Origin of the sequence: Caulobacter sp. UNC279MFTsu5.1, assembly GCF_900114015.1 — a bacterium.
In the GTDB taxonomy this organism is placed as follows: Bacteria; Pseudomonadota; Alphaproteobacteria; order Caulobacterales; family Caulobacteraceae; genus Caulobacter.
On sequence record NZ_FORN01000014.1, the window covers coordinates 85,683 to 110,999 of the forward strand.

Genomic DNA, 25,317 nt, shown 5'->3' on the forward strand with positions numbered 1-25,317 from the left:
CGCCATGAGCGAACCGTCCATCATGTTCTTCGAGGTGAACGAGCGGCAAGGGGTGTTCCACCGCCGCGCGTTCCTGATGGGCGGCCTGGCTGGCGGCGGCCTGCTGGCCCTGGGCGGACGCCTGGCCCAGCTGCAGCTGGTCGAGGCTCAGCGCTACCAGAAGCTTTCGGCCGGCAACCAGTTCAATTACCGCCTGACGCCGCCGCCGCGCGGCCTGATCCTGGACCGCAACGGCGTGTCCCTGGCCTCCAACCGCCCGAACTTCCGGCTGATGGTCAGCAAGGACTCCAAGGACTTCGACGTCGAGGCCACGCTCGACGACCTGGCCCTGCTGGTGCCGATCGACGCCGCCCGCCGCGCCCGCCTGATCAAGGACATCGCCCGCGCGCCCAAGAAGGCCCCGGTGGCGGTGATGGAGGACATGACCTGGGAGGAGTTCTCCCGCGTCAACATCCGCGCCCCGGAGCTGCCGGGCGTCACCGCCGACATGGGCGAGGTGCGGGTCTATCCGTTCGGCGGGGCCTTCGCCCACGTGATCGGCTATGTGGCCAAGGTCTCGGACCGCGACCTGGAGAAGGCCAAGGACGACCCCACCCAGGACCAGGACCTGCTTCATCATCCGGGTTTCCGGATCGGCAAGGCCGGCATCGAAAAGTCCCTGGACCGGGATCTGCGCGGCCGCCCCGGCGCCACCAAGGCCGAGGTCGACGCCCAGGGCCGCGTGGTGCGCCTGGACCCCGAGGGCGACATCCCGGCCACGCCCGGCAAGGAAGTACGCCTGACCCTGGACGCCGACATCCAGAACCGCGCGCTCGAGGTGATGGGCGACGAAAGCGGCGCCATCGTCGTGATGGACGTGCGCAACGGCGACCTGCTGGCCATGGTCTCGGCCCCCAGCTTCGACGCCAACCGCTTCGTCAAGGGCCTGTCGGGTCCCGAGTACAAGGCCCTGGCCGAGTACGAGCGCAAGCCGCTGCTGGACAAGGTGCTGAACGGCACCTTCCCGCCGGGCTCGACCTTCAAGCCGACCGTCGGCCTGGCCGCCCTGACCGCCGGGGTCGATCCCGAGGTCCGCGTCAGCTGCAGCGGCAGCTGGTACTACGGCGGCCGGACCTGGCGGTGCTGGCAGAAGGGCGGCCACGGCTCGCAGAACCTGCACGAGGCGATCAAGAACTCGTGCGACATCTATTTCTACCAGACCTCGCTGAAGATCGGCCCCGACGCCATCGCCAGCGCCGCGCGGGCCATGGGCTTCGGCAGCACGTTCGACATCGGCATTCCAGGCCAGAAGAAGGGCCTGGTTCCCGATCGCGAATGGAAGAAGCGGGCCTTCAAGAAGAATCCGGCCAACCAGATCTGGTTTCCGGGCGAGACCCCCAGCTACGGGATCGGGCAGGGGGCGCTCAGCGTCAACGCCCTGCAGCTGGCGGTGATGACCTCGCGCCTGGCCAACGGCAGGAAGGCGCTCAATCCGCGCCTGATCAAGTCCGTCGGCGGGGTCGAGCAGCCCAGCGGCGCGGCCGTGCCCGACCTGCCGTTCTCGATGGAGCACCTGGCCTATGTGCGCGGCGGCATGGAGGCCGTGGCCAACGACGTGCGCGGCACCGCTTATCGCCAGAGCCAGCTGGGCCTGGGCGACGTGAAGATGGCCGGCAAGACCGGCACGGCCCAGGTGCGCAGCTACGACAAGGTCGCCAGCCGCAAGAGCGACAGCGTCGCTTGGAAGCTCAAGGACCATAACCTGTTCGTGGCCTTCGCGCCCTATGACGACCCGCGCTACGCCGTGGCCGTCATCGTCGAGCACGGCGGCCTGGGCGGCGCCACCGCCGGCGCCCCGCGGGCCCGCGAGGTGATGCGCGTGGCGCTGCTGAAGGATCCCGAGGTCCGGGCCCGCATCGAGCGGCCCATGCCCCTGCCCGAGGAGCCGGTCGAGGCCGCGCCCGATGGCTCGGTCGAGGGCGCCGCCCCCGAGGATCCGACCGTGGGCGCCCCGCCGCCCACCCCGACCGTTCCCGCGCCCGCCGCCCCCGGAGCTCCCCGATGACCCTCAGCGGCGGCCTCAGCCGGCCCGGCGAACGCGACCGGCCGATCATCAAGTTCATGGAGATCGACTGGACGCTGTGCCTGGTCCTGTGCCTGATCGCGGGCACCGGGGCGCTGATGCTGTTCTCGATCGCCGGGGCCTCGTGGGAGCCGTGGGCCGACAAGCACCTGCTGCGCTTCGGCATCTATTTCGTGCTCATGATCTTCCTGGCCATGGTGGACCTGCGCGTCTGGTTCACCATGGCCTATCCGATCTACGGCATAGCCCTGCTGCTGCTGGTGGCGGTTGAGGCGGTCGGCGACGTGTCGCTGGGCGCCCAGCGCTGGCTGGCCATCGGGCCGCTGCGGTTCCAGCCGTCCGAGATCATGAAGATCGGCGTCGTCCTGGCCCTGGCCCGCTACTATCACGGCCTGTCGGCCGACAGCGCCCGGCTGTCCTGGAAGCTGCTGATCCCCCTGGCCCTGATCGGCGCGCCGACCCTGCTGGTCGCCCACCAGCCCGACCTGGGCACCGCCGTGCTGATCGCCCTGCCGGGCCTGGCGGTGATGGTGCTGGCCGGCCTGTCGCTGCGCCTGATCGTCGCCGGGATCGTGGCCGGCCTGGCCGCCCTGCCGCCGTTCATCTTCTTCGTGCTGCACGACTATCAGCGCAACCGGATCCTGACCTTCATGGACCCGGAAAAGGACCCGTCCGGCAACGGCTACCACATCATGCAGTCCAAGATCGCCCTGGGCTCGGGCGGGCTGATGGGCAAGGGCTTCGGCCTGGGCTCGCAGAGCCAGTTGAACTTCCTGCCGGAAAAGCAGACCGACTTCATCTTCGCCACCCTGGCCGAGGAGTTCGGCTTCATCGGCTGTTTCAGCGTGCTGTTCCTGTACGGCGTGGCGATCTTCATGGCCCTGCGCATCGCCTCGATCAGCCACAGCCACTTCGGACGGCTGTCGGCGGCCGGCGTCACCGCCACCTTCGCCCTTTACGTGCTGATCAACGGCGCGATGGTGATGGGCATGGCCCCGGTGGTGGGCGTGCCGATGCCGATGCTGTCGTACGGCGGCACCGTCATGCTGACGGTCATGGTGGGCTTCGGGCTGGTGCAGGCCGTGCGGGTGCACCGCTATACCGAGGTGACCAGCGGCAAGGGCTCGCTGATGTAGGATTTGAATCCTTCTCCCCTTGCGGGAGAAGGAAGATTTCACTTCCCCTTCAGCGCCCTTCCGGTCACCACCGCGCCCGCTCCGTACTTCCCCCGCAGCCCGTCGATCACCGTCTCGCTCTTCAGCGCCTTGCGCTCGTCGCCGGCGAAGAAGTCGTCGGCCGCGCCCTCGGCGGGAACGAAGTCGGTCAGGCCCGCGCCGATCAGGCGGTAGTGCAGGCCTTTCGGTTCGGCCGCCAGCAGCTCGCGGGCCACCTGGAACAGGGTGCGGGCGGTCTGGGTCGGGACGGCCAGGGTGCGGCGGCGGGTGTGGATCTTGAAGTCGGGCGTGCGCAGCTTCAGGGTCGCCACCCGGCCCGCCACGCCGCCGGCCCGGGCCTGGCGGGCGACTTTCTCGCACAGCGGCCACAGCTCGTCCTCCAGGTCCTCGGCCTTGTAGAGGTCGTCGTTGAACGTGGTCTCGGCGCTGATCGTCTTGCGCTCCTGTTCGGGATCCACCGCCCGGGCGTCGCGGCCATGGGCCAGGTGGTGCAGCCGCAGGCCGCCCGAGCCCAGCACCTTGACCAGCCACTTCAGGTCCGCCGAAGCGATGTCGCCGACCGTGCGCAGGCCTTCCGAGGCCAGGGCCGCGACAGTGGCGGGGCCGACGCCGGGCAGGATCGACACCGGCCGGGGCGCCAGGAACGCGGCGATCCCGACCGCCCCGATCACCGAGAAGCCGCGCGGCTTGTCCAGCTCCGAGGCGATCTTGGCCAGGAACTTGTTGGGGGCCAGGCCGATCGAGACGGTGATGCCGACCTCGGCCTCGATCTCCTTCTGCACCCGGGCCAGCATCACCGCCGGCGGGGCGCCGTGCAGGCGTTCGGTCCCGGCAAGATCGATCCAGGCTTCGTCCAGCGACAGCGGCTGCACCAGCGGCGTCAGGGCGTCCAGCTTGGCCATGATCCGCCGGCTCTCGGCCCTGTACTTGGCGAAGTTGGGCTTGATGACCACGGCGTCGGGGCACAGCTTCAGCGCCTTGTACATCGGCATGGCCGAGCGCGGGCCGCTCATGCGGGCGATGTAGCAGGCGGTGGTCACCACCCCGCGCTTGCCGCCGCCGACGATCACCGGCTTGTCGCGCAGGGACGGATCGTCGCGCTTCTCGACCGAGGCGTAGAAGGCGTCGCAGTCCATGTGGGCCATGCTGAGCTGGCCCAGTTCCTCATGGAAGACCACCCGCGGCGAACCGCAGGCGAGACAGCGCGAGACCTTGGCCTCGCCCGTCGCCAGGCAGTCGCGGCACAGGCTCCTCATCGGAACAGCTTGCGCTCGATGGCCGTCTTCAGGTCCGGCCACAGGTCGATGCGGGCGTGCCGTTCGGGATCGGAGGGCGCCAGGGGACGCAGGCGCTCGTCGGCCACCATCTGGAAGCGGCCGACCCGCGGCGCGCTTTCCGCCACCGAGTTCAGCTGCGGCAGCAGGTCGTCGACGAACACCGACGGCGAGGCCGTGCGCTCGGACAGGTGCGCCGCCGACGGCCCCTTGGGGCCGCTGTTGATCACCAGCGGATAGTCGAAGCCGTGGGCCTTCAGCCAGCGGGCGCGGGACTGGCGGCCGTGTTCGGGGGCGTTGGTCAGGATCACCACGTCGGCCCGGGTCGACAGGTCGGCCAGGGCGTCGGCCGCGCCCTCGGCGGGCAACAGGTCGTCGGCCCCGTCTCGGAAGAAGTCGTCGAACAGCGCCCGGCCGGCGATCAGGTCCACGTGCTCGGTCTCGCCCGGGCGATAGATGTTCTGAAACAGGGCGAAGCGGTCGACCCGCAGCTCGAATCCATGGCGCCCGATGAACGTTCCAAAGCCATGCATGAAGCGCGCGAGAACCTCGTCGACATCGACGATGACCAGCGGCGTATCAGCGCGCACGGTGCAGGCCTGAAGGTCGGAAAAACAGGGTTCCATGATCTGCGATTGGCCGAGGGTAAACGCGATTAGCGCGGGCTTAAGGATATTCGTGCGATCTGGAATCCAGAAGCGACGCGAATCCCTCATGCATCGCCACGGACCGGAATGGTCGGGGTCAGGATGACGAAGAAGGTCCTCATCGTCGAGGATAACGAGCTGAACATGAAACTCTTTCATGACCTGCTCGAAGCCCAGGGCTATGAGACCCTGCAGACCCGCGAGGGCCTGCAGGCGCTGTCGATCGCCCGCGAGCACCGTCCGGACCTGATCCTGATGGATATCCAGCTGCCCGAGATCTCGGGCCTCGAAGTCACCAAGTGGCTGAAAGAGGACGACGATCTGTCACATATCCCCGTCGTCGCCGTTACGGCATTCGCTATGAAGGGCGACGAAGAGCGGATTCGCGAAGGCGGCTGCGAGGCCTATATTTCCAAGCCCATCTCGGTGTCGCACTTCCTGGACACCATTCGCCGGTTGCTGGAGAGGTAGGCCCGTGAGCGCGCGCATCCTGGTCGTCGACGACATCGAGGCCAATGTCCGCCTGCTCGAGGCCAAGCTGTCGGCCGAATATTATCAGGTCTCCGTGGCCTATGACGGCCCCACCGCCCTGGCCCTGGCGGCGGCCGAACTGCCCGACGTCATCCTGCTGGACGTGATGATGCCCGGCATGGACGGCTTCACCGTCTGTCGCAAGCTCAAGGAAGACCCCGCCACCCGCCACATCCCCGTGGTGCTGGTCACGGCCCTGGACGGTCGCGCCGACCGAATCCAGGGGCTGGAGGCCGGGGCCTCGGACTTCCTGACCAAGCCGATCGACGACGTCATGCTGTTCGCCCGGGTGCGCAGCCTGACCCGCTTCAAGCTGGTGATCGACGAACTGCGCCAGCGCGAGGCCTCGGGCCGGCGCATGGGCGTGATCGCCGGCGCCGCCTCGCGCCTGGACGGCCTGGGCGGCCGGGTGCTGGTGGTCGACGACAACGAGCGCCAGGCCCAGCGCGTGGCCGCCGAACTGGCGGTCGAGCATCGCCCGGTCATCGAATCCGATCCGGCCAAGGCCCAGATCAGCGCCGGCGGCCCGGTCGACCTGGTGATCATCAACGCCGCCGCCAAGGGCTTCGACGGCCTGCGCTTCGCCGCCAGCCTGCGGTCGGACGAGCGCACCCGTCACCTGCCGATCCTGGCCATGGTCGATCCCGACGAGCGCCAGCGCCTGGTCAAGGCGCTGGAGATCGGCATCAACGACATCCTGCCGCGGCCGATCGACCCGCAGGAGCTGGCCGCCCGGGTCAAGACCCAGATCCAGCGCAAGCGCTATACCGACTACCTGCGCCAGAACCTCGACCACAGCCTGGAGCTGGCGGTCACCGACCAGCTGACCGGCCTGCACAATCGCCGCTACATGTCCGGCCAGCTCGACTCGCTGGCCAAGCGCGCGGGCCTGGGCGGCGACCCGGTCGCGGCCCTGCTGATCGACATCGACCACTTCAAGAAGATCAACGACGGCTTCGGCCACGACGTCGGCGACGAGGTACTGCGCGAGTTCGCCCTGCGCCTGGCCTCAAACGTCCGCGCCATCGACCTGCCTTGCCGCTACGGCGGCGAGGAGTTCACGGTGATCATGCCCGACACCCAGCTGACCGACGCCCTGCGCATCGCCGAGCGGATTCGCATGCACGTCTCCGGCTCGCCGTTCCGCGTGGCCCACGGCAGCGAGCTGCTGACCGTGACCATCTCGATCGGCGTCTCGGCCACCAGCGGCCCCAACGACACCCCCGAGGCCCTGCTCAAGCGCGCCGACGAGGCGGTGTACGAGGCCAAGAAGTCCGGGCGCAACGCGGTGGTGGGGAAGGCGGCTTAGGGCTGCTATTTCCCGAATTCCGAATTCTGTCATCCCGGACAAGCGCGTAGCGCGCCGATCCGGGATCGACGCGTGAACTCAGAGCTTCCGGCGGTCCCGGGTCTTCGCTTCGCTACGCCCGGGATGACAATCGTCAGTGAGGTTTGGGAACGAGCCTGATCTCATACAGCCGCGGCCACAGCTTGCCGGTCACGATCAGTCGGTCCGCCTTGGCGTCGTAGGCGATGCCGTTCAGCACGTCGGCGCGGGCGCGATCCTCGACGGGCAGCAGGCCGGTCAGGTCGATCCAGCTCTTCACCTTGCCGGTCGCCGGGTCGATGCGGGCGATGCGGTCGGTCTGCCAGATGTTGGCGTAGATCTCGCCCTTGACCCATTCCAGCTCGTTCAGCTGGTCGACCGGCTTGCCCTCGTCGGTGACGGTGATCCCGCCGGTCTCCTTCAGCGTCTCGGGATCCAGGAACCGCAGGCGCGGGGTTCCGTCGCTCATGATGATCCGCTTGTCGTCGCGGGTCAGGGCCCAGCCCTCGCCCGGATAGCTGAACTCGCCCTTCGTCTCGAAGTCGTCGATCCCGTAGACGAAGCCGACCTGGGTCTTCCAGGTCAGCTGGATCAGCCGGTCCTTCCAGTCGATGATCCCCTCGCCGAAGAACTGGCTGGAGATCGAGCGCTCGTTCTCGACGCTCCCGGTCTCCAGCACGGTCTTGCGGATCGACGAGGCACCCTCCAGCCCCGTGCTCTCGTACAGGAAGCCGTCGCGCAGGAAGAGGCCCTCGGTGAAGGCGTTGGGGTCGTGGGGATAGGTGCGGACCACCTGGTAGCCATAGACCGGCGTGGCGGCGTGGCCGCGCGGGGCGCAGGCCGCCAGCAGGCTCACGAGGGCGATCAGGACGGTCCGGCGCATCATCCGCAAACCCTTAGCCCGCCTCATGTGCGGAAAGAATGGCGCCCAAAGAAAAACGCCCGGCTTGGCGGCCGGGCGTCTTGTCGCATCACGAAGGGTCGGCAGACCTACTTGATCTTGCCTTCGCGGAATTCGACGTGCTTGCGGATGACCGGATCGTACTTCTTCAGCACCATCTTTTCGGTCTTGGTGCGGGCGTTCTTCTTGGTCACGTAGAAGAAGCCGGTGTCCGCCGTCGAGTTCAGGCGGATCTTGATGGAAGCCGGTTTGGCCATGGTCGAATCCCTGCGATGGTCGCGCAGGTCCCTACGCGGTCGAATTAAGAGGCGCGGAACATACTCACCGGCGGCGCAAAGTCAATTGCCGGTCGCGCATCGTTTGTAGGGGAAATCGACGGCCCTGGCCTGGCCGCCGATCTGGCCCTCGATCCGGCCGGTCACGGCGTCGGGTCCCAGCCGGCGATAGATCACCCGCTGGGGAAAGTCGTGCGCCGGGTTCTCGAACACCGCCTCGTCCGCCGTCAAGCTCTTGAGCGGGAAGGCGGCCTTCTCCTGGCCCGAGGGCTCGGCGACATAGGCCAGCGAGCCGTCGGCCTCGACGATGCGGACAAATTCGTACTCGCGCAGCTTGCCGTCGCGGACCGTGCGGCCCAGGCCCAGCATCACGCCGCCGCCGGGGGCCATCCACAGCTCCTCGACCGCGCCGTCGGGCCTGGCCTGCACCCAGCAGCCCTTCAGCCAGGCCATCTGGTCGATCTTGGCCGGCGGACCGGCCAGCTGGGCGGCGAGGATCAGGGCGAGCATGGCGGCCTCGTGGGGCGCTCTACAGATAACTCAACTGCCGCGCCCCGCGCAGGAAGCGCATGAACGGGGCCGGACGTCCAGGGTCGGCCAGGCGCTGGGCCGCCTCGTGGACGACGAAGCGGGTGATGTTGGGCAGGTCCAGCGCGCGCGCCTGGTCCAGGTCGAACCAGCCGATCTCGTCCAGCTCGCCGCAGTCGGGCTGGCGCTCCAGGCTCAGCAGGGCGCTGGCGGGGGCCATGAAGAAGCGGGCGTCGAAGCGGCGGGTGCGGTAGGGCGGGGTGATGGCCCGGGCCACGAAGGCCAGCGACGCCAGGTCGGGCAGGGCGCCCTGGGCCAGGAACGGCCGCCAGGCGCCGGCCCCCGGTCTGACCGGCGCGGCCCGGGCCAGCAGCAGGCCGGTCTCCTCGAAGGTCTCGCGCACCGCCGCCAGGGCCAGGGCGCGGGCCAGGCGGGCGGGGCTGGGATGGCGCGGCTCCAGGGCCAGGCGCGCGGCGACCTCGGATGACAGCTCGCTGGCCGAGGGGGCGGCGTAGTCGCCTCGGTCGACCCGGCCGCCGGGGAACACCCACTTGTCGGCCATGAAGGCCAGGCCCCGGTTGCGGCGGCCCATCAGGATCCGCGGCTTGGGACCGTCGTTCCGGACGACGATCAGGGTGGCGGCGTGGCGCGGCTTCAGCACCGCGGCGTCGGGATCGCGGACGTCGCCGTCGTTGCGGGTGTCGAACTGGGCTTCGATCGGCTCGTCCATGGCGGCAGCTTAGACTGGATGCGGACGAGCGCCAGCCGTCCGTAGGGTAAGTGGTCCGAGCTCACCAACCGTCGTCATCCCGGAAAGCGCGCAGCGCTTGTCCGGAATCCAGGGGACTGGGCGACCGCACCGCATTCGCCCAGTCCCCTGGATCCCGGACAGCCTCTGCGAGGCTTCCGGGATGACAACCGTTTTGGGGGAGGGGGCCGCCTTGGTGGCCTCCGCGCCTTGACCCCCATCGACCGCCCGCCCAAGCTCCGCCCGGGGATTTGAGGAATCGAGGGACGGCATGTTCGCAAGGGTTTCCGGGCTGGCTCTGGCCGCCGCGCTGCTGGCCGGACCGGCGCTGGCCGCGCCCTCCACCGCCCAGGTGGCGGCCGCCGCCAAGGCCGTCCAGCCCAAGGTCGTGGCCTGGCGGCGCGACATCCACGAGCATCCCGAGCTGGGCAACCAGGAGGTCCGCACCGCCGCCCTGGTGGCCAAGGAGCTGCGCGCCCTGGGCTTCGAGGTCCGCGAGGGCGTCGGCCGCACTGGCGTGGTCGGCGTGCTGAAGGGCGGCAAGCCCGGCAAGGTGGTGGCCCTGCGCGCCGACATGGACGCCCTGCCGGTCGAGGAGAAGACCGACCTGCCGTTCGCCTCCAAGGTCACCGCCCAGTGGGAAGGCCGGACCCTGCCCGTCATGCACGCCTGCGGCCACGACACCCACGTGGCCATGCTGCTGGGGGCGGCGACCGTGCTGGCCGGGATGAAGGCCCAGATCCCTGGCACGGTGGTGGTGCTGTTCCAGCCGGCCGAGGAAGGCTCCCAGGCCGGCGAGGAGGGCGGGGCGGGCCTGATGATCCGCGACGGCGCCCTGGACAACCCCAAGGTCGACGCCATCTTCGGCCTGCACATCGGCCCCGGCGACGCCCACGCCCTGAACTACCGGGCCGGCGGCTTCTATGCCGGCTCGGACCGCCTGACGATCACCGTCAAGGGCAAGCAGACCCACGGGGCGCGGCCCTGGGCCGGGATCGACATGGCCAGCGTGGCGGCCGACATCGTCCAGGCCTTCAACCAGCTGTCGGCCCGCCAGGTCGACGTCGGCGCCTCGCCCACCGTGCTGACCGTGGCGACCATCAACATGGGGGTGCGCAACAACATCATCCCCGAAGACCTGACCATGACCGGCACCCTGCGCACCTTCAATCCCGAGCGCCGGGCCGAGGTGATCGACAAGGTCCAGAAAACGGTGGCCGCGATCGGCGACCGCTACGGCGCGAAAGCCCAGGCGGTGTTCACCCAGCCCTATCCGGTCACCCGCAACGACCCGGCCCTGTCGGCCTGGGTCAGGCCGGTGCTGGAGCAGGCCTCGCCGGGCAAGGTCGACGACCAGGCGGCCCTGGTCACCGGGGCCGAGGACTTCTCGCGCTACGGCGAGAAGATCCCCGCCGTGTTCATCCAGCTGGGCGGCCGCCCGGCCAACGTGCCCGCCGCCACCGCCCCGGCCAACCACTCGCCCTATTTCGACGTCGACGAGGCGGTGTTCGAGACCGGGGTGAAGGCCGAGGTCTTGCTGGCGCTGGACTATTTGGCCAAGAAGTAGCGCGTCCCCGCGCCTAGAGGAGACCTGCTTGCGATCGTTGTTTCTCGCCGCCGTCGCGGCCCTGGCCCTGTCGAGCCCGGCGGCGGCCGAGACCGCCCTGACGCCGAACATCGGCGGCCGGGTCGTGCCCCTGCCGAAGGGGGCGGCGGAGTTCGGCTGGCCCGGCGTCTATTTCGAAGGGCGTTTCACGGGTCCGTCGGTCGAGGTGGCCGTCGATCCGCAGGCGGAGCATCTGGCGATCAGCATCGACGGCCAGGTGCGCACCGAGCTGGCCAAGCCGGGCGTCACGCGCCTGGCCTTCAAGGACCTGGGACCCGGCGAGCACGTCGTGCGACTGGACAAGCTGACCGAGAGCCAGTCCGGCTCGGCCCGGTTCCTGGGCTTCTTCGTCGGGGCGGACGGCCAGGCCCTGCCGCCGACCCGCCGTCCGCACCGGATCGAGTTCATCGGCGACTCCCACACGGTGGGCTACGGCGTGCGCGCCACCAAGCACGACTGCACCGAGGCCGAGATCCACGACCTGACCGACACCAGCCTGACCTTCGGCCCGATCCTGTCGCGCCGACTGGACGCGGACTACCGGATCGTCGCCTTCTCGGGGCGGGGCGTGGTGCGCAACTACGGCGGTTCCTCGCCCGGCCAGCCCCTGCCAGCGCTCTATCCGCGGCTGATCCCCGGCGAGGCGACGCCCAGCGTCGACCCGGCCGAGCCCTGGCGGCCCGACCTGATCGTCATCGGCCTGGGCACCAACGATTTCTCGACGCCGCTCGCCCCGGGCGAGCCTTGGGCCGACGAGGCCGCCCTGCACGCCGACTATCGCCAGACCTACGCCGGCTTCATCCGCGACCTGGCCCGCCGCCAGCCCCAGGCGCGGTTCCTGCTGATCGCCGGCGACAGCTTCGCGGCAGACGTCGAACAGGTGGTCCAGACGGTCGACGCCGAGACGCCCGGCCTGGCCACTCCGGTGCGGATCACCGGCATGGAGCTGGCCGCCTGCAACTGGCACCCGTCGACGGCGGACCAGCGGATGATGGCCGACAAGCTGGAGGCGGCGGCGCGGATGATCCTCCACTGACGCCCTCTCCCATGGGGAGAGGGAGGGGCCCGCGCGAAGCGTGGGAGGGTGAGGGGGTTCTGAGTCCGACGGCGTGCCGGCAGGGCGTGAACGCGACGGGGGACATGTTCATGTGCACGTCCTCATTCAGAGGCAGGGCGTTCGTGTGAAAACGGTGAGGGTGTAATCCCTCACCCTCCCACGCTCTTCGAGCGCGGGCCCCTCCCTCTCCCGCCGGGAGAGGGCGCTACCGCCGCTTCCCGCGCCGTACGCCCTTCGGCAGGCCGCCGCGCGGCTTGACCGGCGTCCGGGCCCGCACGCCCAGCCTTGGCCTCGGGGCCTTGGGATCCGCCGGCAAGGCGTCGGTCAGCATCTCGAACAGCAGGCCGCCGGTCACCGGCGTGGCCTCGCGCAGCTTCACCTCGACCGCCAGGCCCAGGGGGAAGCGCTTGCCCGTGCGCTCGCCGACCAGGGCGTGCATGCGGTCGTCGTGGACGAAATATTCCTCGCCCAGGGTCGAGACCGGAACCAGGCCGTCGGCCCCCGTCTCGTCCAGCTTCACGAACAGGCCGAAGCGGGTGACGCCGGTGATCCGTCCACTGAACGTCGCGCCCACCCGGTCGGCCAAAAAGGCGGCGATGTAGCGGTCGGTGGCGTCGCGCTCGGCGGCCATGGCCCGCCGCTCGGCGTGGGTGATGACCTCGGCGGTGTCCTTGATCTGGGCGATGTCCTGGTCGGTCAGGCCGTCGGTCCCCAGGTTCAGGGCGCGGATCAGGGCCCGGTGGACGATCAGGTCAGCGTAGCGGCGGATCGGGCTGGTGAAGTGGGCGTAGCGGGCCAGGTTCAGCCCGAAGTGGCCCAGGTTGTCGCTGGAATAGTGGGCCTGCATCTGGGTGCGCAGGACCACCTCGTTGATGATCGCCGCGTGCGGGCTCTCGCGCGTGTCGTCCAGCAGCTTGTTGAAGCGCGCCGTGGTCGGGGCCTCGCCCTTGGACCACTTCACCTCCAGGGTCTGCAGGAACTCGACCAGGCTCATGACCTTTTCCTGGCTGGGCGTGTCGTGCACCCGGTAGATCAGCGGCAGGCGCTTGGCTTCCAGGGTCTCGGCGGCGCAGACGTTGGCCTGGATCATCATCTCCTCGATCAGCTTGTGGGCCTCGAGGCTGGCGCGGCGGGTGATCGACTGGATCTCGCCCTCGCGGATGATGATGCGGCGCTCGTCGCTCTCGATGGCCAGGGGCGAGCGGACCTCGCGGCCCTTGCCCATCAGGCGGAAGGCGGCCCACAGGGGCTTGAGGATCGGGTCCAGCAGCGGCCCGGCCTTGTCGGCGTCCTGGCCGTCGGGCGGGGCGACGCCGTCGATGGCGGCCTGGGCCTGCTCGTACGACAGCTTGGCGGCGCTGCGCATCAGGCCGCGCACGAACTTGTGGCTCTTCTTGCGGCCGGCGGCGTCGAACACCATCCGCACGGCCAGGGTCGCGCGGTTCTCGCCTTCGCGTAAGGAACACAGGCCGTTGGACAGGGTCTCGGGCAGCATCGGCTCCACCCGGTCGGGGAAGTAGACGCTGTTGCCCTTCTCGCGGGCGTCGCGGTCCAGGGCCGAACCGGGGCGCACATAGGCGGCGACGTCGGCGATGGCCACCCAGACCACCCAGCCGCCCACATTGCCGGCGTCCGGATCGGGATGGGCGTAGACGGCGTCGTCGTGGTCGCGGGCGTCGACGGGATCGATGGTGACGAACGGCAGGTCGCGCAGGTCGTCGCGGCCTTCCAGGGTCGGCGGCTGGGCCGCGCCCGCCTCGGCCTCGGCCTCTTCCGAGAAGCCGGTGGGGATGCCGTGGCTGTGGATGGCGATCAGCGAGGCGGCGCGCGGGTCGTCCTCGCTGCCCAGCACCTCCAGGATCTTGCCGAACTTGGGTCCGTAGCGCGCGCCGGACCCGCTGACCTGGGCCAGCACCAGATCGCCCTCCTTCAGGTCCTCGGCGGCCTGATTGTCGATCAGCAGGCTTTCCTTGGACTTGCGGTCGACCGGCTCGACGCGGGTCTCGCGCCGGTGCTTGCGGATCACCCCCAGCAGCTTGTGGGCGCTCTGGCCCAGCCGCTTGATCAGCCGAGCCTCGGTCTCGCCGCTCTCCAGCTGCTCGAACCGGACCAGCAGGCGGTCGCCCAGGCCCGGCGCGCCGCCGGCCGCCTCGCCCTTGCCGGGGGCCAGGCGCACCTGGGGCGTGTCTTCCGAATCCTTGGTCAGGCGGACATAGAGGTCGCCGTCGGCGTCGCGCTCGACCACGTCGACCACGCCGACGGGGGGCAGGGCGCCGGCCTGCGCGAAGCCCCGGCGCCCGCGCTTGCCCAGGCTGCCGTCGGCTTCCATGGCCCGCAGCATCTCGCGCAGGGCCCGGCGGTCGGCGCCCTTCAGGCCGAAATGGCGGGCGATGTCGGCCTTGCCGCTCTCGCCGGCGTCGCGCAGGAAGGCCAGCAGGGTCTCGCGATCCGGCAAGCCGGCGGGCGGCTTGGCTCCTACGGCCTTCGAGGCGGCGGGGAATTTTGACGATTTGGGCGAGCGCGGTTTGGCCATGCCCTGGCTTAACCCGGCAAGGGGGCGGATGGCCAAGGGAAACACGCCGGAACGCCGAAAGCTGGGTTGACTGGTAAAATTACGTGCGTAATCTTCAAAGAGATTACAAATGTAATTGGATTTGAAGCCATGATCTGTCGTGCGAAGTTCCTCTGCGGCCTCTCGGCCTGCGTCTCCCTCATCCTGGCCAGCCCGGCCGTCGCCAGTTCGCCGCCTGCCGCAAGTCCCTACGCGATCACCATGCCGAACGGGGTCGATGAGGAAGACTTCGTCGAGATCGGCGGGATCCGGCAGTGGGTGACGATCCGGGGCGAGGACCGGGCCAACCCCGTGCTGCTGATCGTCGGCGGGACCCAGGTCGACGGCCCGGGCGCGATCCTCAGCCCCTATGTCCGGACCTTCCAGCCCTGGGAGAAGGGCTTCACCATCGTCCAGTGGGACCCGCGCGGCGCAGGCAAGACCTTCGTCGCGGCCGGCGGAACGATCGGTCCCGACCTGACGATCGAGCGATTGGTTCAGGACGGCCTGGAGCTGACGGACCATCTGCGTCATCGCCTCGGCAAGGCGAAGATTGTGCTGCTGGGCGTCAATTTCGGTTCGACCCTGGGCGTGAAGATGGTCATGGCCCGCCCCGAGCTGTTTTCGGCCTATGTGGGCGCGGGTCAGATCGTCAAGTCCCGCGCCGAACGCGAGCGCTTCGGCTACGCGCGTCTGCTGCGGCTGGCGACGGCGGCCGGCGACCAGGCGGCGCTGGCCGACCTGAAGGTCAGCGGGCCCGATCCGTTTCGCGAGCCCCGCGATCCGGCCCGGGTCGCCGCCTTCCAAAGGGCGTTCGTCAGGTATCGCGGTCCCGTGCCCGCCAATCCGATGCAGGAGGCGCTCAGCGCGCCGCACTGGACGGTGGCCGACCTCACCGCCGCCCAGGCCGCTGCGGCGCGCAACGAGCAGGTCCTGGGACGCGCCTGGGGCGAAAGCTTCGACTATGCGTCGCTGGGACCGCGCCTGTCCGTGCCCGTGTTCGTGATCCAGGGCGAGGAGGGGACCAGCGCGCCCGCGCCGATGGCCAAGACCTGGCTGGATGGCCTGACGGCGCCGAAGAAGCTGTTCGTCACCATACCGGGCGCGGGCAACCACGCCCTTGAGACCCACGCGGCCGCCTATCTGGCGCTGCTCAACCAGTACGTCCGGCCAGTCGCGCTCGCCGCGGAACGGCGACTGGGACGCTGAGCCTCGCCGGGGTCACGAAGACGGCCTTGCCTAGTTCCGACTGAAGGTTCGTCCGAACATGTAGATTCGCGTCAGATCGGCGCCCCAGGGCGCGCAGAGCACCGACTCGGCGTGGCCGTCGTCGTATTTGAGCACCAGGCTCAACCCTTCCAGCCGATAGCTTCCGCGCTGGCTGGCGCCGTCGTCGGATCGCGACCGCGACCCGGCGAACACGCCCGCCGTTCCGCCGCCCGCCGAGGCGCGGGACCCCTCGCCGTCGGAATAGCCCGCGCCGCTGGCCGTGAAGCCGGAGGCCGCCGCCATCGAGCCCGAGCCGGACTGCTTGTAGCCGATCACCTCGAAGCGACCGTCGCCGGAGAACTTGTAGGCGGTGGAGCTGTAGGTCCCGCCCAGGGCCAGGCTGCCGTAGAAGGCCTGGGCGGTGTAGGTGGCGTCCAGGCGCTGGTTGGGCTTCCAGGTGGCGACCAGATGGCCGGCCTGGTCGGCCCAGTCGCCGTCGGGGCGGCCGAAATCGTCCTGGCGGAGGATCTGGAAGCCGTCGCCCTTGGCGCGCCAGCGGGCCCAGAGTTGCGGCTCCAGCTTGCGCGACTTGGCGACGTCCAGCGCGTTGGGGGCGACCGAATGTCCCAGATAGGCCGTACCGTCCTTGAGCAGCAGGAAGATGTCCTCGCGGAACTCATAGCCGTTGGCGCCGGTCGCGCCGTAGCTGTTGTGCAGCAGGCCATGGACCTGGGCGGGCGCGAGGCCGGCGCCGGGCGCGGCCGTGATCTGCGCCGCCTCCACGTCCATCCGGTAGAGGCCGGGCTCCGACGGCAGGGGCGAGGGCTTCAGGCCCGCGCCGTCCACGATGCGGGTTTCCTTGAAAAAGACCAGGCCGCTGGGAAGCTCCTGCATCGCGCCTTCGACCGTGATCGTCCGCCCCGCGAACGGCGCCAGCTCCCGGTCCGACAGGTCCGTGGCGACCGGCCATTTGGAGCGGAAGGTCCCGTCGTTGGTTTCCAGGAAATAGGTGTCGCCGCGGGCCATGACCCGGCCTTGAATATAAAGGCGACCGGCCTGGTCCAGCATCCGGCTCGCGCGGTCGTGGTCCCGCGCCGGGCCCCACCAGGAAGCGACCAGGGCCTTCAGCTGGGCAGGCGTGTAGTACACGCCGCCCGTGGTCGCTGTCGCCAGCGGGGCCGCGGCTCGCGTCGCGGGGACTGTGGTCGATCCAACGGCCGGCAGGTCGGCATAGAGCGCGGGATAGGCTGTCCGCGTGACGAACGGGCCCTCCTTCAGCCAGCCGGCGATCTGGGGGCAGGCGGCCTGGGGCGGACCCATCTGCTTGAGCTTGCCGACGGCCTTGGTCGCCACCGAGCCCATGACCCCGCGCAGCTGGCTTAGCTTGTCCGGGCCCAGCGCCTGCGAGACCTGGGGCAGCAGGGCGTCCTCGCGCCAGGCCAGCCACTGGGGACGAAGACCCGACGCGGCCTCGGGCGCGGCCTGCTCGCAATAGCCGATCATCGCCTCGGCGGACATGTCCAGCCCGATGACCGAGGCCACCGCCTCCAGCCGTTCATTCTCGGTCTGGGCCAGGGCGGGGGCGGTCGCGGCGCAGGCGACGAGCAGGACGAGGCAGGGCCAGGACTTCATGCGGAGCCTTCGAGCATGGCGGGACCACGGTTGCGGGGGCTATCCTTGTCACGCTTGTGTCGGGGCCGCGCGCTAGGGAAAACCCTAGTACAGGTCCTCGATCCGCTGCGGCGGGGCCTGGGGCGGCGGTTCCGGCTTCTTTTCCGGCTCGGCCGGCGCGGCGGGCGGGGTCTCGACGACCGGCGCGGCGGCGACGGGGGCCTCCTCGACCTCTTCGACCGGCTTGGGCTTGGGAGCCTCGACCGGCGGGGGCGGGGCGACCTCGGCGACGACCGGCGCGGCCTCGCGCACCGGCACGCCCGAAACCTCGGCCAGCGGCGCGGTCGAGGCCGCCTCGTGGTCGGTCTTCAGCAGGGCGTTCTTCAGGCCGAACGCGAAGCCGGCGACGCTGATCGCCGACAGGATCACGACCACGATAGGCAACGGCAGGGGGCGTTCAAGCGACGTCATGCTGCTAGCCTACCCCCACCGCCGAGGCGCGTCACGCCTCGGCTTTGGCCTTTGTCGCGGCGGGCTTTTTCGCCGCCGTTTTCTTGGCCGGAGCCTTCTTGGCCGGGGCTTTCTTCGCCGCCGCCGCGCCGTCGGTCGCCGCGGCGGCCTTGGTCTTGGCGGGGGCTTTCTTGGCCGCGGCGGCCTTCTTGACCGGCTTCTTGCCGCCGCCGCCCTTGGCGACCCGCTCGGCGATCAGAGCCACGGCCTCATCCAGGGTCAGGGCCGCGGGATCCGCGCCCTTGGGCACGTTGGCGTTGGTGTCGCCGTGCTTGATGTAGGGCCCGAAGCGGCCCGACAGCACGCGGATCGGCTTGCCGTCCTCGGGGTGGTTGCCCAGTTCGGCCAGGGCCGCGGCCTGGCCGCGTTGCGGACGCCCGCCGCCGGCCCGCTTGTCAGCCAGCAGAGCCACCGCGCGGTTCAGGCCGATGTCGAAGACGTCTTCCGGGTTCTCCAGGTTGGCGTAGGTGCCGTCGTGCAGCACGAACGGCCCGAAGCGGCCCAGGCCCGCGGTAATGGTCTTGCCGTCGTCGGGGTGGGCGCCGACCTCGCGGGGCAGGGACAGCAGGCGCAGGGCCTTTTCCAGGTCGACCGCCGCCGCCGTCCAGCCCTTGGGCAGGCTGGAGCGCTTGGGCTTGTCGCTGCTGCCCTCCGCCGCCAGTTCCTCGACATAGGGGCCAAAGCGCCCGTTCTTCAGCCAGACCGCGCGGCCGGTCGCCGGGTTGATTCCCAGCTCCTTGTCGGCGGCTTCCGCCTCGCCGTCGCCCTCGGCCGTGGCCAACTGGCGGGTGAAGCGGCATTCGGGATAGTTCGAGCAGCCAATGAAGGCCCCGAACTTGCCGGTCTTCAGGGAGAGCTGGCCCGTGCCGCAGGTCGGGCAGGTGCGGGGATTGGAGCCGTCGCCCTTGTCCGGGAAGATGTGCGGGCCCAGGGCCTCGTTCAGGGCGTCCAGGACGTTGGTGGTGCGCAGCTCGGCGATCTCGCCGACCGCGGCGTGGAAGTCGCGCCAGAAGTCGCGCAGGAACTGCTTCCAATCCAGCTTGCCGTCCGACACCAGGTCCAGCTGCTCTTCCAGGGCGGCGGTGAAGTCGTACTCCACGTAGCGGCGGAAGAACTGCTCCAGGAACGCCGTGACCAGCCGGCCCTTGTCCTCGGGGATGAAGCGCTGCTTCTCCATGCGGACATAGGCGCGGTCGCGCAGCACGGTCAGCACCGAGGCGTAGGTCGAGGGGCGGCCGATGCCCAGCTCTTCCATCTTCTTGACCAGGCTGGCTTCCGAATAGCGCGGCGGCGGCTCGGTGAAGTGCTGGTCGGCGCGGGCGTCCAGCACCTTGGCGCTGGCGCCTTCCTCGATCATCGGCAGGCGGGCGCTGTCCTCGTCGCCCTCGTCGTCGCGGCCTTCCTCGTAGACGGCTAGGTAGCCGGGGAACAGCACCACCTGGCCGGTGGCGCGCATCCCGGTCTGGCCGTCGGCGCTCTCCAGGTCGACCGTGGTGCGCTCGATGCGGGCGCTTTCCATCTGCGAGGCGATCATCCGCTTCCAGATCAGCTCGTACAGCCGCCCCAGGTCCGGCTCCAGGCGCAGCGAGCCGGGATTGCGGCGCAGGCTGGTCGGGCGGATGGCTTCGTGGGCCTCCTGGGCGTTCTTGGCCTTGGCCTTGTAGTAGCGCGGGGTCTCGGGGACGTAGGTCTCGCCGTAGACGTTGCCGATCACGCTGCGCGCCTCGGCGATGCCTTCCGGCTCGACCGACACGCCGTCGGTCCGCATGTAGGTGATCAGGCCGACGGTCTCGCCGCCGATGTCGATGCCTTCGTACAGCTTCTGGGCGGCCTGCATGGTGCGTTGGGCGGAAAAGCCCAGCTTGCGGGCGGCTTCCTGCTGCAGGGTCGAGGTGGTGAAGGGCGGGGCGGGCGAGCGCTTGCCGGGCTTCTTCTCGACGGCCGCGACCTTGAACACGGCCTTCTGCACGGCGGCCTTGGCGGCCAGGGCCGAGGTCTCGTTGGCGAGGTCGAACTTGGTGAGCTTCTTGTTCTCGTGCTTGACTAGGCGGGCCAGGAACGGCTCGGCGCCGGCCGTGACGTCGGCCTCGACGGTCCAGTATTCCTGGGTCTTGAAGCGCTCGATCTCCAGCTCGCGGTCGACGATCAGCCGCAGGCAGACCGACTGCACGCGGCCGGCCGAGCGCGAGCCCGGCAGCTTGCGCCACAGCACCGGCGACAGGGTGAAGCCGACCAGGTAGTCCAGGGCGCGGCGGGCCAGATAGGCCTCGACCAGCTCCATGTCGATGTCGCGCGGATTGGCCATGGCCTCCAGCACGCTCGACTTGGTGATGGCGTTGAAGGTGACCCGCTGGACGGTCTTGTCCTTGATCGCCTTCTTCTTCTGCAGCACCTCCAGCACGTGCCAGCTGATGGCCTCCCCCTCGCGGTCGGGGTCGGTGGCCAGGATCAGGCGGTCGGCGCCCTTCAGAGCGTCGACGATGTCGGACACCCGCTTGGTGGCCTTGCCGTCGACTTCCCAGCTCATGGCGAAGTCGTTGTCCGGCTCGACCGACCCGTCCTTCGACGGCAAGTCGCGGATGTGACCGTACGAGGCGAGAACCTTGTAGTCGGACCCGAGATACTTGTTGATGGTCTTGGCCTTGGCCGGGCTCTCGACGACGACGACGTTCATTAGGACCTTGATGCCTGGGAATTGGGTTCGTCCCCAAGGCGAACCAAGGCGGCGAGGGCCGGAAAGTGGGGGCGGCGCCAGGGGTCTGTCAACGGCGGCTGTCGCGGACGGCGTATTTGGTTCCCGGCTCTCTCTTAAGAGAGAGGAATATTTCGCCCCGTATCGCTGTCGGGCGCCTAGGGCTTCGGCGGCGCTTGGCGGGCCGCCTGAACCACCGATCGGACGGCGTCGACCACGACCTGGGGCGCGTCGTCCTGGATACCATGCCGGGAGCCCGGGACCAGCTGGAACCGGCCCTGCGTCGAGCGCGCCGCCAGTTCCCGGTCCAGGCGGTGCTTGATCGCCGTGCCTTCGTCCCAGCCCGGGGGAGGGCTGGGCGGCTTGGTCGGATCGGACACCAGCACGATCAGCGGCAGGGCGCCGAAGTCGCGCTGCCTTGGCCCGGCCTGGCGCCCATCGACGCTGTCGCCGGCCTCGTCGGCCAGCATGCTGCGCATTTCCGAGATGTTGGCGGCGATGTACTTGGCCTTGCCCCAGCGCCGGTTCAGTTCGTCGTGGAAGGCCGGGTCGCGGCCCGGCGGGTCCTCCAGGCAGTCGGCGGGACCATTGGCCGGCGTCAGGTCGGCCTTGCGCGCGGCCGCCAGGCAGGTCTCGCCGTCGGCGATCGATTGGGCGTAGGCCTTCCGGCCGTGGTCCCACAGCGCCCCATAGGCCCGGCCGTCGCCCGGCTGGGACGGGTCCAGCAACACCAGGCCCGCGACGCGGCCGGGGTGCAGGTTGGTGAAGTGGGTGGCGTAGAGCCCGCCCAGCGAATGGCCGACCAGCACGACGGGGTCGTCGATCGGCGCCGTGTCCAGCAGCAGGGCCAGGTCGTCCACGGTGTTGTCGGCGTCCGACGCCCGCCGCGCCGCGTCGCTGAGTCCGTAGCCGGCGCGGTCGTAGGCGCAGGTGCGGGTGATGGCCGCCAGGCCGGCGTGGACCTTCCGCCAGGCCAGGCTGTCGTCGCCCATGCCCGCTTCCAGGATGACGGTCGGCGCGCCTCGGCCCAGGCAGACGAGGTTCAGGTGACGGCCGGGCTCGACCTCAATCGCTTGGTGGGCGGCGGCGTAGAAGTCCGGCCCGAGACCCTGGGGAAGTGCGTTGCTGGCCGTCTGGGCCAAGGCGGAGGAATTCAGGGCCGTCAGCGCCAGGGCCGAGACCAGTCCAAGACGCCGCATGCCGTTTCCCCCGAAATCAATTCAACATTGTGGTTGTATCGGCTCCCCGTCCACCCCCAGGCCCAAGCCGGATCAAACCCCCGTCACCATCCCGCCCGGCAGCAGCTCCGCCCGTTCGGCCAGGGCCAGCTCCACCAGGGCCGCCATCACCGCCGAGGTCGGGGCGTGGGTGGCGCGGACCAGCTCGTCGCGCGACACCGGGGTGGGCGAGAGGAGGGCGGCGACGGCTTGGCGCAGGGCGTCGTGGTCGAGATCGGCGCCGTCGTCCTCGGCGACGTAGGGCCGTTCGCGCTCGCGCAGGTGGGCCTGGCCCGACAGCGCGCGCAGCACGTCCTCGACGCCCTCGCACAGGATCGCGCCCTGGCGGATCAGGTCGTTGGGTCCCTTGGCGCGCGGATCCAGCGGCGAGCCGGGCACGGCGAAGACGTCGCGGCCCTGCTCGGCGGCCAGGCGGGCGGTGATCAGCGAGCCGGACTTCAGCTCGGCCTCGACCACGATCACCCCCAGCGCCAGGCCCGAGATGATGCGGTTGCGGCGGGGGAAGTCCTTGGCGATCGCCCGGCGGTCGGGGGCGCTCTCGCTGACGATGCAGCCGCCTTCGCCGGCGATGCGGGCGTGCAGCCCGGCGTGCTCGGGCGGATAGATGTCCGACACCCCGCCGCCCAGCACCGCGATGGTCCCGGTCGCCAGGGCGCCCTCGTGGGCCGCGCCGTCGACGCCGCGCGCCAGGCCCGACACCACCACATAGCCGTGCCGGCCCAGCTCCGCGGCCAGCTGGCGGGCGAAGCGCTGGCCGCCGGCCGAGGCGATCCGCGCCCCGACGACGGCCAGGCTGGGCTGGGACAGCAGCTCGGCGTGGCCCAGGGCCCACAGCACCGGCGGCGGCGGATCCAGGACGGCCAGGCGCGGGGGATAGTCCGGCTCGCAGGCGCAGATCAGCCGCGCGCCCAGGCGCCGGCCGCAGTCCAGCTCCCGCAGGACCTCGTCCTCGGGCGGCGGGCGCAGGGGCGAGGCGCGGCCGGCGCGGCGGGCCAGGTCGGGCAGGGCCTGCAAAGCGCGTTCGGCGGAGCCGAACCTCTGCAAAAGATGGTCGAAGGCGACCGGGCCGACCGTCTCGGTGCGCGCCAGCCTCAGCCAGGCCAGGCGCTCGCTGTCCGAGAGGCGGCGCGGGGTCAAGCGGCGCCGATCTTGTCGTTGGAAGGCGGCGTCTCGGCCGTCTTCTTCTTGCCGATGCGGGGCTCCTGGCCCTTCAGCAACCGGCTGATGTTGTCCTTGTGGCGGATGAAGATCAGCACCGCCATGAACAGGCAAAGGCCCAGGAAGGCGGCGTCCTGGTCGGTGGCCAGGGCGAACGGCGCGGCGAAGGCGGCGGCGACCAGGGCGGCCAGCGAGCTGATGCGGAACAGGGCGGCCACGGCCAGCCAGGTGACGGCGGCCAGCAGGCCCACCGGCCAGCAGGCGGCCAGCAGCACGCCGTAGAAGGTGGCCACCCCCTTGCCGCCCTTGAACTTCAGCCAGACGGGGAACAGGTGGCCGGTGAAGGCCGCGCCGCCGGCCAGGGCGATGACGAACGGGTTGCCGTGGCTCAGCCAGCGGGCCAGCAGCACCGCCACCACGCCCTTGCCGGCGTCGCCCAGCAGGGTGATGGCCGCCAGGTCCTTGCGGCCCGAGCGCAGCACGTTGGTCGCGCCGATATTGCCCGAGCCGATCTGCCGGATGTCGCCGGCCCCGCCCAGCCGCGTGGCGATCAGGCCGAACGGAATCGAGCCCAGCAGATAGCCGCCGAGCAGGGCGAGGCCGAGGGACAGGTAGACGGCTTGGGCGAGATCTTGCACGGAATGCGACCTATGGATGTGGCGAAGCTGCCCGGCGCGCCGGGCCCATGGCAAGCGCGAAAACGCCGGTTTTGGCTTTTATAGCCGCGCCGCCGGTCGAGACTCTACCGATTTCCCAGCTTTCGCCGGACGGGCGAAGAGGGCGGCCGGTTCCGATCGTCAGAACGATTCGAGGTACAGGCCGACGAAGTCGAACCGTGCGACGACGGTGGTGCAGGACACGCCGTCGGCGCTGAAACGGACCGTGACGCTGCGGCCCGTCGACTGCGCGGTCATCGCCGCCGCCAGGGCCGCCTCGCGATTGGGATCGGTCGGGGTCAGCACCGCGGCGGGGCCGTTCGCCAGGAAAATGTAGACATGTCCGCCATCGCCCACCCAGATTCGCGACACCTTGGCCTGGCATTCGGTGGAGGCCGAGGCTGTGGCGGGAAGCGCCATCACCGCGGCCGTCGCGATCGCCGCCAATGCGGCGCTACGGATCATACCCATTCGAACTATCCCCAAGCCCCGCCGGCGCCGATCGCCGACCTGTCGAGGGCGATCCATAGCATGGTGAAGCTTGGGGGCGACAGGGCTCCGCATGCAATTGGAACGGTAGTTCGGTGGGCAAGAGCGTTCTTCTTTCCAACGCTCATTCCAAGAGCGCGTTGCTTCGCCTTCAGGGCTCCAGATACACGCCCTCGACGTCAAAGTGGGCTCCGGCGCAGCTGGCGCCGTCCGGCGTGTAGCGCGCTGTGATCTTCCGGGACGTGGTCATGGCGGTTATGGCCAGGCTGAGCACCGCCTCGCGATTGGGATTGGTCGGCGTCATGACGACGGCGCCCGCGGTATTGCCGGTCGTGGTCATGTAATCGATGAACACGTGCCCGTTGTCGCCGGCCCAGATGCGGGTCACCGTCGCCGTGCAATGGGTGTAGGCCGAGGCTGTGGCGGGAAGCGCCATCACCGCGGCCGTCGCGATCGCCGCCAATGCGGCGCTACGGATCATACCCATTCGAACTATCCCCAAACTCCGCCGGCGCCGATCGCCGACCTGACGAGGGCGATTCATAGCATGGTGAAGCTTGGGGGTGACAGGGCTCCGCATGCAATTACAACGGTAGCTTAATGGGCCGGAGTATTCCTCCGTGGGGATGGAGCAGCGCCAATCCCCGCCGGAGGCGGAAGAAACCCAAGCGATCCCAACGTCTTGCAAATAGATGAGCGTCACATCCCCTCGGCGCTGAAACCGCCCGTACACTCATAAGCACCTCGACGCGGGGAAAGGGCGCATGGCCAGCGACCGATGCGGCGGCGGGGGGCGATCGAGCGGGACTGGGCTGGAGGGGGTTACTCCAGCGTGTCCGGGGCCTTCCATCGTTGGGGAGCCCGCCCGCCGTCGGCGTCGACCGGGGACAAAGCGTGTGAATTGCCCATAGGCCCGCGCCCCCGGCGTCTGGTTTCTCCCGAAAGGGATCGAGACCGGGTCCGGCTAAGCCTCAACAGGGCTGCCCACCGGACGCTGGCGGAAAACGACCGCGCGGAGCGATCGGGCTTCGTCGAAACGGTTACTATTCAAACACTCCGGACGATGTCCGGC

The 25,317-nt window shown here is 69.8% G+C and carries 22 protein-coding genes; 7 read left to right on the forward strand and 15 right to left on the reverse strand.

Annotation, left to right across the window (positions count from 1 at the left end):
- The first annotated feature begins 4 nt into the window (after positions 1–4).
- Complete coding sequence (gene mrdA / locus BM066_RS10450) at positions 5–2,044, forward strand: penicillin-binding protein 2 (protein ID WP_089927209.1); 2,040 nt, start codon at positions 5–7, stop codon at positions 2,042–2,044.
- Positions 2,041–3,198, forward strand: a complete 1,158-nt coding sequence (gene rodA, locus BM066_RS10455) for a rod shape-determining protein RodA (RefSeq protein WP_089927214.1) — start codon at positions 2,041–2,043, stop codon at positions 3,196–3,198. Before mrdA ends, rodA begins: the two co-directional genes overlap by 4 nt.
- Before the next feature lie 38 nt (positions 3,199–3,236).
- Here the strand turns inward: rodA and BM066_RS10460 are convergent, their stop codons facing one another.
- Positions 3,237–4,493: a DNA polymerase IV gene (locus BM066_RS10460; protein WP_089927218.1), complete on the reverse strand. Its 1,257-nt coding sequence runs from the start codon at positions 4,491–4,493 to the stop codon at positions 3,237–3,239.
- Complete coding sequence (locus BM066_RS10465; RefSeq protein ID WP_089927222.1) at positions 4,490–5,137, reverse strand: HAD family hydrolase; 648 nt, start codon at positions 5,135–5,137, stop codon at positions 4,490–4,492. Before BM066_RS10465 ends, BM066_RS10460 begins: the two co-directional genes overlap by 4 nt.
- A 123-nt stretch (positions 5,138–5,260) precedes the next feature.
- On the opposite strand from BM066_RS10465, the gene divK reads away from it, so the two are divergent.
- Together divK and BM066_RS10475 are read left to right on the forward strand one after the other, a co-directional pair.
- Positions 5,261–5,629 (forward strand): cell-cycle response regulator DivK, encoded by a 369-nt coding sequence (gene divK / locus BM066_RS10470; protein WP_029916211.1) that lies wholly within the window; start codon positions 5,261–5,263, stop codon positions 5,627–5,629.
- A gap of 4 nt (positions 5,630–5,633) precedes the next feature.
- Complete coding sequence (locus BM066_RS10475; protein ID WP_089927226.1) at positions 5,634–6,998, forward strand: PleD family two-component system response regulator; 1,365 nt, start codon at positions 5,634–5,636, stop codon at positions 6,996–6,998.
- Positions 6,999–7,131: 133 nt separating this feature from the next.
- Here the strand turns inward: BM066_RS10475 and BM066_RS10480 are convergent, their stop codons facing one another.
- The 4 genes from BM066_RS10480 to BM066_RS10495 all read right to left on the reverse strand — a co-directional run bounded on the left by BM066_RS10480 (position 7,132) and on the right by BM066_RS10495 (position 9,450).
- Positions 7,132–7,902: a glutaminyl-peptide cyclotransferase gene (locus tag BM066_RS10480; RefSeq protein WP_218150902.1), complete on the reverse strand. Its 771-nt coding sequence runs from the start codon at positions 7,900–7,902 to the stop codon at positions 7,132–7,134.
- 104 nt (positions 7,903–8,006) lie between these two features.
- The gene (rpmG, locus tag BM066_RS10485; protein ID WP_010920317.1) at positions 8,007–8,174 is read right to left on the reverse strand and encodes a 50S ribosomal protein L33; all 168 of its coding nucleotides are present in this window, start codon (positions 8,172–8,174) and stop codon (positions 8,007–8,009) included.
- Positions 8,175–8,255: 81 nt separating this feature from the next.
- Positions 8,256–8,702 carry a DUF6265 family protein gene (locus BM066_RS10490; RefSeq protein WP_089927229.1) on the reverse strand — a complete coding sequence of 149 codons (447 nt, stop codon included), beginning with the start codon at positions 8,700–8,702 and terminating at the stop codon, positions 8,256–8,258.
- 19 nt (positions 8,703–8,721) lie between these two features.
- Positions 8,722–9,450 (reverse strand): NUDIX hydrolase, encoded by a 729-nt coding sequence (locus BM066_RS10495; RefSeq protein WP_089927232.1) that lies wholly within the window; start codon positions 9,448–9,450, stop codon positions 8,722–8,724.
- Between the two features lie 289 nt (positions 9,451–9,739).
- Here BM066_RS10495 and BM066_RS10500 point away from each other — a divergent pair, with 289 nt between their 5' ends.
- The gene (locus tag BM066_RS10500; RefSeq protein WP_089927236.1) at positions 9,740–11,035 is read left to right on the forward strand and encodes an amidohydrolase; all 1,296 of its coding nucleotides are present in this window, start codon (positions 9,740–9,742) and stop codon (positions 11,033–11,035) included.
- A gap of 28 nt (positions 11,036–11,063) precedes the next feature.
- Complete coding sequence (locus BM066_RS10505; RefSeq protein WP_089927241.1) at positions 11,064–12,110, forward strand: SGNH/GDSL hydrolase family protein; 1,047 nt, start codon at positions 11,064–11,066, stop codon at positions 12,108–12,110.
- 226 nt (positions 12,111–12,336) lie between these two features.
- On the opposite strand, the gene rnr is transcribed toward BM066_RS10505, so the two are convergent.
- Positions 12,337–14,664 carry a ribonuclease R gene (rnr, locus tag BM066_RS10510; protein ID WP_089927246.1) on the reverse strand — a complete coding sequence of 776 codons (2,328 nt, stop codon included), beginning with the start codon at positions 14,662–14,664 and terminating at the stop codon, positions 12,337–12,339.
- Between the two features lie 129 nt (positions 14,665–14,793).
- Between rnr and BM066_RS10515 the strand changes: the two genes are divergently transcribed.
- Positions 14,794–15,891, forward strand: coding sequence for an alpha/beta fold hydrolase (locus BM066_RS10515; protein WP_089927250.1), 1,098 nt, complete (start codon positions 14,794–14,796; stop codon positions 15,889–15,891).
- A 30-nt stretch (positions 15,892–15,921) separates the two neighbouring features.
- Here BM066_RS10515 and BM066_RS10520 read toward each other — a convergent pair whose 3' ends face one another.
- From BM066_RS10520 to BM066_RS10555, 8 genes are all read right to left on the reverse strand, one after another.
- Positions 15,922–17,523 carry a hypothetical protein gene (locus BM066_RS10520; protein ID WP_089927254.1) on the reverse strand — a complete coding sequence of 534 codons (1,602 nt, stop codon included), beginning with the start codon at positions 17,521–17,523 and terminating at the stop codon, positions 15,922–15,924.
- An 84-nt stretch (positions 17,524–17,607) separates the two neighbouring features.
- Entirely contained in the window at positions 17,608–17,973 is a 366-nt protein-coding gene (locus tag BM066_RS10525) for a hypothetical protein (RefSeq protein WP_089927258.1), read from the reverse strand.
- A gap of 31 nt (positions 17,974–18,004) precedes the next feature.
- A complete protein-coding gene (topA, locus tag BM066_RS10530; protein ID WP_089927262.1) occupies positions 18,005–20,686 on the reverse strand; it encodes a type I DNA topoisomerase in 2,682 nt (893 codons plus the stop codon).
- A 176-nt stretch (positions 20,687–20,862) separates the two neighbouring features.
- Positions 20,863–21,903, reverse strand: coding sequence for an alpha/beta hydrolase (locus tag BM066_RS10535; RefSeq protein WP_089927265.1), 1,041 nt, complete (start codon positions 21,901–21,903; stop codon positions 20,863–20,865).
- A gap of 72 nt (positions 21,904–21,975) precedes the next feature.
- Positions 21,976–23,079, reverse strand: coding sequence for a DNA-processing protein DprA (gene dprA / locus BM066_RS10540; RefSeq protein WP_089927270.1), 1,104 nt, complete (start codon positions 23,077–23,079; stop codon positions 21,976–21,978).
- Positions 23,076–23,738 (reverse strand): glycerol-3-phosphate 1-O-acyltransferase PlsY, encoded by a 663-nt coding sequence (gene plsY / locus BM066_RS10545; protein WP_089927274.1) that lies wholly within the window; start codon positions 23,736–23,738, stop codon positions 23,076–23,078. The genes dprA and plsY overlap by 4 nt, the downstream gene beginning before the upstream one ends.
- 159 nt (positions 23,739–23,897) lie before the next feature.
- Positions 23,898–24,227, reverse strand: a complete 330-nt coding sequence (locus tag BM066_RS10550; protein ID WP_143093707.1) for a hypothetical protein — start codon at positions 24,225–24,227, stop codon at positions 23,898–23,900.
- Positions 24,228–24,396: 169 nt separating this feature from the next.
- On the reverse strand, positions 24,397–24,732 hold the full coding sequence (locus tag BM066_RS10555; RefSeq protein ID WP_143093708.1) for a hypothetical protein: 336 nt from the start codon (positions 24,730–24,732) through the stop codon (positions 24,397–24,399).
- Between the last annotated feature and the right edge of the window lie 585 nt (positions 24,733–25,317).

Bases quoted from the DNA above. Each gene is read 5' to 3' on its own strand.
- mrdA (WP_089927209.1), top strand. From the start codon at position 5: ATGAGCGAACCGTCCATCATGTTCTTCGAGGTGAACGAGCGGCAAGGG.
- rpmG (WP_010920317.1), bottom strand. From the start codon at position 8,174: ATGGCCAAACCGGCTTCCATCAAGATCCGCCTGAACTCGACGGCGGAC.
- topA (WP_089927262.1), bottom strand. From the start codon at position 20,686: ATGAACGTCGTCGTCGTCGAGAGCCCGGCCAAGGCCAAGACCATCAAC.
- BM066_RS10460 (WP_089927218.1), bottom strand. From the start codon at position 4,493: ATGAGGAGCCTGTGCCGCGACTGCCTGGCGACGGGCGAGGCCAAGGTC.
- rnr (WP_089927246.1), bottom strand. From the start codon at position 14,664: ATGGCCAAACCGCGCTCGCCCAAATCGTCAAAATTCCCCGCCGCCTCG.
- BM066_RS10515 (WP_089927250.1), top strand. From the start codon at position 14,794: ATGATCTGTCGTGCGAAGTTCCTCTGCGGCCTCTCGGCCTGCGTCTCC.
- BM066_RS10525 (WP_089927258.1), bottom strand. From the start codon at position 17,973: ATGACGTCGCTTGAACGCCCCCTGCCGTTGCCTATCGTGGTCGTGATC.
- BM066_RS10535 (WP_089927265.1), bottom strand. From the start codon at position 21,903: ATGCGGCGTCTTGGACTGGTCTCGGCCCTGGCGCTGACGGCCCTGAAT.
- BM066_RS10465 (WP_089927222.1), bottom strand. From the start codon at position 5,137: ATGGAACCCTGTTTTTCCGACCTTCAGGCCTGCACCGTGCGCGCTGAT.
- BM066_RS10500 (WP_089927236.1), top strand. From the start codon at position 9,740: ATGTTCGCAAGGGTTTCCGGGCTGGCTCTGGCCGCCGCGCTGCTGGCC.
- BM066_RS10550 (WP_143093707.1), bottom strand. From the start codon at position 24,227: ATGGGTATGATCCGTAGCGCCGCATTGGCGGCGATCGCGACGGCCGCG.
- BM066_RS10490 (WP_089927229.1), bottom strand. From the start codon at position 8,702: ATGCTCGCCCTGATCCTCGCCGCCCAGCTGGCCGGTCCGCCGGCCAAG.
- BM066_RS10480 (WP_218150902.1), bottom strand. From the start codon at position 7,902: ATGATGCGCCGGACCGTCCTGATCGCCCTCGTGAGCCTGCTGGCGGCC.
- BM066_RS10520 (WP_089927254.1), bottom strand. From the start codon at position 17,523: ATGAAGTCCTGGCCCTGCCTCGTCCTGCTCGTCGCCTGCGCCGCGACC.
- BM066_RS10495 (WP_089927232.1), bottom strand. From the start codon at position 9,450: ATGGACGAGCCGATCGAAGCCCAGTTCGACACCCGCAACGACGGCGAC.
- rodA (WP_089927214.1), top strand. From the start codon at position 2,041: ATGACCCTCAGCGGCGGCCTCAGCCGGCCCGGCGAACGCGACCGGCCG.
- BM066_RS10555 (WP_143093708.1), bottom strand. From the start codon at position 24,732: ATGGGTATGATCCGTAGCGCCGCATTGGCGGCGATCGCGACGGCCGCG.
- divK (WP_029916211.1), top strand. From the start codon at position 5,261: ATGACGAAGAAGGTCCTCATCGTCGAGGATAACGAGCTGAACATGAAA.